The following is a 7,289-nucleotide window of genomic DNA, read 5'->3' as shown; positions in this document are numbered from 1 at the left end:
GGTCAAACTGCCACGGCGGCGAAGACTCGCCTCATACTCCGCCCAGTTCGTCACTTTGAATTTCATCTTGCTGATGAGGTGTCGACGGGCGGCGTTATGCTTGTGCGGCATGCTGGATCTGCTATTTTCGATCGCAGCCACATAGTTGCAAAACGTTGAAATTTGATCCCTGCACCAATGCTCCACTGGCTCAAAATTCCATAAAATCCTCCCGCGTTTCCGCAGGAGGTTTTCAGCCGTTGGCGATTAAATTTTCGGTGCATCCAGCAGCAGTGTTAACTCCTTAGGCTTCTGGTGTCTTTGCATCATTCCCCGCAGACGTCTTGCTATCTCACCGGCGCCAACTTTTCCACCTCGCCCCAATCCTGCGAGGAGAAGATCACCGGCTATCCACGGGTGCTTCCGTAGAAGACGCAGAACAACGTGCGCTAACGCCGCAGCTGCCGCGCGGTGACCGATTGAGTCGCCGAAGCGATTTCGAATGATGCGCTCCAGCCGCCTATTCTTTCGTCCTAGGTCTTTGCCCTGCTTCAGTGGACGGCGGCGGCCCGCCGAGGACCCTTGTCGGCCGCCTTGCGCACTTTTTTTGGCAGAGCCGAATGCGCTGCATCCCTTACGACTTCCATGGCGGCTTGAGCCGCGTCGCGGATGGCTTCCCCGGCGATACCAAGTGCCCTCGCACCTTTGCGCGCGCCCTTCTTTGTGGCGTCGCTGATTTCTTCACGTTGGGCGATGAGTACGGCGGCCGCGGCGCCAGCAGCTGCAGTCAATGCGTTGGCTAGCACATCACGGCCGATGTCACTGGCAAGCAGCGCCCTGATTACAGACGATTTTCGGATGCCCTTGGGCACCTTGTAACCTGCGACCTTCTTCGGAATCCTATTCTTGGCCATGCCTGTTCTCCTTGTTTATGAGTGAACGCAGGAGCGTTCGACTGTTCCGGAATGCTTCCGTAATAGCGAAATGGGGTTGCTACGCTACACCGGCCCGATCGGTCGTCGCGCGACCGCGGAAGGGGCAGCCCTGCTAACGACGTCGTTAGCAAGATCGCTGTGGGCAGCCTTTGTCTTGCCCGATAACGCCCAATGTAACTAAGCCGTAGGTTTCCAAATACCATCTCCATCTCGCGGTTGGTTTTTTCCATGCTCCACCCATGGGCAGTTGCATCCGCGAGGACCTTGTAGACAGCGCGACCGACCGCGCTCTGTGAGCGGAGCTTCGGGTCGGAATGACTTACTTTCAATTTTGCTGCAACGATTGTCATGGCACTCTCCTCGTGAGTGTAACATTAGATGCGGCTAATTTGTTCCCACAGTCACCCGTTTATGCGGCCGACCCAAAATGCGGCATGCAGCGGATGGGGCAGTAAGAGACCCCAACGGTAGCTATGCTGCTACCAGGTTCGAGGCATCTGCCAGGTAGCCGAAAAAAATAAAAGCCTCGCCGACGCGTCGGCCGCCAGGTGCTCCATGCAGCGCCACTCGGTTTTCCCGCGGCTGCGTTTTTTCCAAGGAGCCCCAGCGCTTGCAGCCTTCGTGGCCGCACCAGTGCTCGAAATGCACCTGATAATTGGCATGAACCGTCCTGTCGTCAGCTATGATCATCTGTCTTGAGGACGTTACCGCGCGGCTCCATGACCCGCAGGCACCTTGCCCAGTATTCCTCGACCCTCTGTCTTGGTCGGTCCGTGGGCGCGTAGCGGTTCCCCGGTTGCCATCTCCCGCGTAGCCGGCGTGTGCATTGAAACTGTTTCGGTAAGAGCTCTCCCAAGCGGAACCTTTGACACGTCCAACGGTTTTTTTCTAAGGCGGCGCTTCGCCGCGCTCCACGCAACTTTGGGAGATCTGCATGAACACCAATCTCATGACCTTGGAAGGCAGGCTGAACGCGCATAGAAAGCTCTTGGTCTCGCTCGTGGCGCTTTTAGACACCGTTCCGGAGGCGCGGGAAACCATCCAGCGCCTGAAGCTAGAGCAAGAAACCCACGGCGATCACGAGGAAGATCCGGGCATCGATCCCGACGAGGCCTACGCCGTGCAACGGATCGCTGCCCAGGAGATCATGGATATAATTGGAGCCGGGATCAAACGTAGCGCTTCCGAAGACAGGAGGCACTCGGGTGAACAACTGGAGTTAGGGGTTGACGAGGCCTAGTTCGGTGCTGTGTTTGGCAGTCGGTCATGCCCCTTGCCACGGAAGCGCTAACGGACGCGTTCGTCGGATTACTACTCCCATATTTGGGCGTTGTGGCAGGTCCTTTGATTTGTTGCAGTGGCAGCCTCCCAACAGAGAGGACGTCAAGTTGAGTAAAAAAGAGGCAAAGTCTTTCGTCACGGCAATGATAGAGGCAGCAATATTCAGGCAATCGGCATATCGCTCGCGAAATCGGGAAAATTGGCACATCGGGAAGCGGACGCAGCTTGTCGCACGCTGCATACCACCAGCGAAGCCTCCGAGCTCTTGCAGGCTAAGTATTACGAAGCTCTCGAGGCCGACTTCGCCGCCAGAGCGTCCACCGACTAACAGTTTGCCGCGCTCCGTCGCGCATGGGCGTAGAGAGCGGCCTTTTATCCGGCGCTGTGTGCGGCGTCGAGAGAGCGGAGGGTGCTTGATAACATCCTCGGCGGCCCGTCACCTTCGGGTGGCGGGTTTAGTTTCCGGCGCCTTCCTGGCGGCCACCCGTCGCACTCCTCATCGCGGCGGGGCCTTTATCAACCCGGCAGCGCGAGCACCACCGACGCCACCATTAGTCGCGCGCAGCCAAATCAAGGCCGTCACCTTACCGGGTGGCGGCTTTTTGTTGGCAGGAGGTGCATTGACTTCGCTGCCAATAAGAACATAATAAGAACATCCGAGTTGTGCAGAGGCTGCCAAAGTGAGCGATGAAACCAAGACTGCCCGCTCTGCGCCGGCTTCGATATCTGAGCGCACATGCGTCCATACGGGTTGCGGACAATGGGGCTGTTTTGGCTTGGAGCGTGGCCGCGGCAGCTCCAGTTATTGGTGCAAAGAGCATCTTCCAGCTGACTATTGGACTCCTCGATTGGTCAGCTAATGCCTCGCCATGAGGAAACTCGATCAGCGCTCCTCGAGATTTTACGGACGTTTGGTGACGCACCGACCGGCCTCTATTCGGTCGGTGTACCGATGGTGGGTAAGGGCTTTAGCCAAGACGAGATACTCTTTGCTTTGATGTCGTTGGACCGCGAAAAGGCCATAGAGTTGCTTCTCGAAAATCAACTGCGGGTGCTTCGCCTATGAGACAGTCGTCCGGGTGGCGGCTTTTTTGTTGGTACGCGACGAAAAATGCGTTGCCGTGCACAGGAACGGGAGCGGCGACCGGGTTCATCCATGAGAGCGTGCAGGATGCTCCACTGTAATAAAAAGCCACACCGCAGTTTCGGGCCGCGGTGTGGCAAAGGCGGGATCTACCGTTCAGGGCTCATCCATATATATGATGACACTGGAATATATTGGTTTCAAGCGAGAAACGGTGGCTAAGATATCAGTCCGGCACCAAGTTCCGACAAGGCTCGTGCGTCAAAGCTTCTTCATGAGGAAATACCCGCAGGTCGCACCCACGACGATACCCATGGCAATACCGGTCGTGGCAGTGCCGAGTAGGGCCGTGCCAATCGCGGCGCCGATTGCGATGCCTACTAACGTGGCGATTGTCATATCCAGTCCTCGCAGTCAGCGTGGCCAGTGGCCGGGGGGCGACCACTGGCCCGGCAATTGCGCCGCACGGAAGGCGGCTGCTTCGCCACCGGCGCGCTGAAGGGGGATTCGCATCCGGCCAGTAAAAATACTCGTCAGTAGGGTAAACTCCAAATGAAAAAGCCAGCCATCCGGGGAGGATTGGCTGGCCGTTGGGTCGATGCAGTTGGGGCTCTGCACCGTATCGAGCGGTGTGGGGACGCTTCGATAATGACGTAATGTTAGACCGAGGCCTTTGTTCCGGCTAATTTGAGATTCATGACAAGCGACATCCACCCCGACTTTTGATCCGCCTGGCGGAGATCATCCTCATGGCGACGGGGCTTTTACCACCACAGGCCAGCCCGAGACCAACCGCACCCACACTCGCGGCGCTCTGGCCGACCCCAATATGAACGAAGGGTTCACGTCGGGTTCATAGCCCCAGGCGCATGGTAGGTCATCACATGAAAGGATGACCATGAAAAAGATAATCCAGACACTTGGCGCCGCTGCAATCTCGATAGTGGTCGGCCTTACATCTTTCACACCGGTATCAGCCGCTCCATTCGTCCCTGCAAGGAGTGAAGTGACGTCTGACGTTCAGGCGGTTCATTATCGCCACAGTGACGAAAGGCCGCGCTGGAAGAACCGCCACCATCGTCGTCATGATCGCGCGCAGCGCCGTTATGATCGCCGCGAATACAGGTTTGACCGGCAGCACGATCGCCGCCATTACCGCGCTGAGAGACGCCAAGAGCGCCGCGGCTATTGGAACGGATACCGAGGCTATCGCGAGTACCGCCGTGGTTACCGTCGCCACAGCGATGGCTACTATTATTCGCCCGAGGTTTTTCAGCTCTTCTTTAGGTTCTGACAAACTAGAGCTAAAAAGTGGCCGTCATTCGAAAGGATGGCGGCTTTTTCTTTGGCCTGATGCTGAACGCGAAAATTGAAAAGGGTGAGATTTGTGACTGATCCAAACGGTGCTATGCTTTACGTTCTTGGAGTTTTCCCGGTGCTAATCGCCTTGCTTCTGGCAGTATGGTTTTTACGTGCGCGGTAACGCGGCTATTAGCCAGCCACGTTGCTGCACGCAATTCTCGTGTACGAGGGGGCATCATCCCGATCATTTTTTCCTTAGGTGGAATAACGCCGAGCGGTTTGCGCAAGGAAGCGGTGAGGGGCCGTCTTCTGCTGATGTCGCGTGAAATTTGCATCAAGCTCGGCGATGGACAATCCGTCGATAACGCCAACGTTCGTCCTTCTCCGACTGTGATCTCTCGTCCAGTATTTTTCGAGTTGCGTATACCGATCGTGTCACGCCTTTGGTATTTTAACGCATCCCTTTTTTCCTGCTGTTCATCGAACAGCGTGCCTGTCTGGTAGTTCACACGTCTGAAATCTTTTCACTCGGATTGGAGGCGCGCTTATAAGCCCGGGGCCAGGTGGGGCGAACCACTCCAGCAATCTAGCGCGATCCCACTACGGGCGGGCCACAAAGGACGTATTCCGCAGGCTTCCGACGACCATCACACCCCATTTCGAAGCGCCTCTTAACCCTGTATTAGACAGCCTTCCGGTCGCCGACCTGGTCGTTGGCTGAATGGAACGCCTGGAGAGAACGTGCTCGTGAGAAAGCGAGCAGAACGAGCTGAACATACTGCCGACGACCAGACCTTCGCTCTCGAACCGGTCTTCCTTCCCAAACTTGCCATTGTCACAATCGGGGCCTATATTGTCTCTACAAAGTCCCTCGCGCTGTGACCACGGATGTACTGGCAGCAGCGTGAGGTGACGGCCGGAGGTCGGCGCTTCGCTGCCTTTTTTCTTTGAGCCTTCGCGCTATGGCACAGAACATCTGTCCTGCCTCTTAGTTGAGCCTTTGATCGCAGCGGTTCGCTTGCGTAGCGCTGATCATTCCTCGAAGGCTCGATTGGATTGGTTTCCACCAGCGTTCCGACATGTCGTCATGTGTCTTTAATGGTCCGCTCATTTGATGTCCTTGTCCATGTAATCGAGATGGCTCCCGATTGTTCAGCAAGCGCTAGTCGCGCCGGAACGGTGTCGATGTGGCGGCCGGGTATCAACTTTTAATCCTAAAATGACACGTCAATACGACTGGCGTAGCAAGCCACAGGCAAGTCCCGGAACGTATGGCGGTTATGCTAGATGCGCGCGAAGATGTTTCCCGCGCAATGATCATGAGGATCAAAGTGGCTTATGACTGGGATAAAAAGCCTCCTCGTCGGCTGAACGACATCCGAGGGGTCGCGAGGAGCATGAAGACTAGTTTGGCATCAACATTGATGGCGGCAATTCAAACTTACTCCCTCGTCGCGTAGGCAGGCCGGTTGGAGCGGCCAAGGGCAAGCCAGCGCCACCGGAGATCAGCGATCGATTTCCTCATGATGATCGATGTTGAGCAAATGACATACGCGCCAGTTTGTCTGCAGCGGCTTGCGGAGCGGATTCACGGAGACAGCTAGAGGCCGGAACGTCCCACTTCCCAGCCGTGATAGGCCTCGAGGTGGCAGTAGGCGTCGCCTGTCAAATATTCACGTCAGGGTTAGTACAAGATTGAAGCGTGGCAGTTTCTATACAGCTGGCTTCGGAACCACTCTCCCGAAAACCCAGTTAAAGGCCTGTTCTCTCCGCCGGGGTGATCAGGCCTCGTTCTTTGAACGAGGGGAAGCCAAGGGTTACGATTGGGATGGCCGCCTCGATCGACTGGTAAAGGTAGCACGCATCACGACGGGCGCTGGGCTGACGCTGGCAATTCTCAGCCTTCCATCCTCATATTTGTTTGATTTCGCCCTGCCGCTTCATGCCGTGATGCGTGAAGCGAAAGTACCCGGTCGCTTTCGGTCAGGCGGCGACCGGGAATCCTCGACCAAGTCGATTATTTGGAAGTTTCAAGGAATCTGGCACTACACATCTGCCCGAGAGGGTTCAGGTATGATGGTTATTCATAATCGCCGTCTGACGGGCGGGGTCGGAAACTTTAACCCGTCTCCGGAGCGGGTGCCGCTCCGGAGATCTGGTGTAACCGCCAGTAGTGATCAGCCGTGTAGTCGGCCGGTATCGGATCCATCGCCTGAAGCACGAAGCGAGGCATTGGATTGTCGGGGCGGCCAAAGGTGGTAAAATCTAAGGAATCCTGCCCTCCGTGGCATCATTAGGACGGTCGAAGCGCGCGTCGCTGAGATTGAGGATGGGAGATTCCATCGATCCAGCAAGGTAGAGGGGAAAATGACGAACAGCCTTGGAGAGTATATTGCAAGTCTTGGCTTGTTAAAATCTACCGATCCTGCCAGCGCTTCTTTTCGCTTTCGGTTAACGACATTGCCAATGCAGCGATGAAGCCGATGCTTGCAACATTGAAACAGGTGACCATTGGCATCTCCGCAATCGACGGCCATGGTTTTGTCTATCGCGATGCCCTTGACTGCCGCTTCAAGTTCAACTGGCAGTCGGCGTTGGTGCACCGCTCAGCGACGGGTCATCATTCGGTCTTTGATGCGTTACTTATTTCGTTGCTGCCGTCGGTGCCTCGCAACGAATGGATTTCGAGCGTCCGCAGGCGAGCATTC

7 protein-coding genes and 1 pseudogene are annotated in these 7,289 nt (G+C 56.2%); 3 read left to right on the top strand and 5 right to left on the bottom strand.

Annotated features, from left to right (window positions below):
- From ACP7E0_RS34715 to ACP7E0_RS34705, 3 genes and pseudogenes are all read right to left on the bottom strand, one after another.
- Positions 1 to 111 (bottom strand): annotated as a pseudogene (locus ACP7E0_RS34715) (IS5/IS1182 family transposase); the annotation flags it as partial.
- A 419-nt stretch (positions 112 to 530) separates the two neighbouring features.
- The gene (locus tag ACP7E0_RS34710) at positions 531 to 893 is read right to left on the bottom strand and encodes a hypothetical protein (protein ID WP_426131890.1); all 363 of its coding nucleotides are present in this window, start codon (positions 891 to 893) and stop codon (positions 531 to 533) included.
- A 492-nt stretch (positions 894 to 1,385) separates the two neighbouring features.
- Positions 1,386 to 1,604, bottom strand: coding sequence for a hypothetical protein (locus ACP7E0_RS34705; protein ID WP_426131889.1), 219 nt, complete (start codon positions 1,602 to 1,604; stop codon positions 1,386 to 1,388).
- Between the two features lie 244 nt (positions 1,605 to 1,848).
- On the opposite strand from ACP7E0_RS34705, the gene ACP7E0_RS34700 reads away from it, so the two are divergent.
- A complete protein-coding gene (locus ACP7E0_RS34700) occupies positions 1,849 to 2,154 on the top strand; it encodes a hypothetical protein (RefSeq protein ID WP_426131887.1) in 306 nt (101 codons plus the stop codon).
- Between the two features lie 1,386 nt (positions 2,155 to 3,540).
- Here ACP7E0_RS34700 and ACP7E0_RS34695 read toward each other — a convergent pair.
- The gene (locus ACP7E0_RS34695) at positions 3,541 to 3,678 is read right to left on the bottom strand and encodes a hypothetical protein (protein WP_426131885.1); all 138 of its coding nucleotides are present in this window, start codon (positions 3,676 to 3,678) and stop codon (positions 3,541 to 3,543) included.
- Positions 3,679 to 4,364: 686 nt separating this feature from the next.
- Here ACP7E0_RS34695 and ACP7E0_RS34690 point away from each other — a divergent pair.
- On the top strand, positions 4,365 to 4,652 hold the full coding sequence (locus ACP7E0_RS34690) for a hypothetical protein (protein WP_426131883.1): 288 nt from the start codon (positions 4,365 to 4,367) through the stop codon (positions 4,650 to 4,652).
- Positions 4,653 to 4,685: 33 nt separating this feature from the next.
- Here the strand turns inward: ACP7E0_RS34690 and ACP7E0_RS34685 are convergent, their stop codons facing one another.
- Positions 4,686 to 5,090 (bottom strand): hypothetical protein, encoded by a 405-nt coding sequence (locus tag ACP7E0_RS34685; protein WP_426131881.1) that lies wholly within the window; start codon positions 5,088 to 5,090, stop codon positions 4,686 to 4,688.
- Between the two features lie 1,974 nt (positions 5,091 to 7,064).
- Here ACP7E0_RS34685 and ACP7E0_RS34680 point away from each other — a divergent pair.
- On the top strand, positions 7,065 to 7,289 hold a 225-nt coding region (locus tag ACP7E0_RS34680), incomplete at its 3' end, for a hypothetical protein (protein ID WP_426131879.1).

The sequence above is a fragment of the Pararhizobium sp. PWRC1-1 genome (assembly GCF_049897905.1).
Classification (GTDB): Bacteria; Pseudomonadota; Alphaproteobacteria; order Rhizobiales; family Rhizobiaceae; genus Pararhizobium.
Note: the sequence above shows the minus strand (reverse complement) of the source record. Positions and strands in the feature narration are given on the sequence as shown.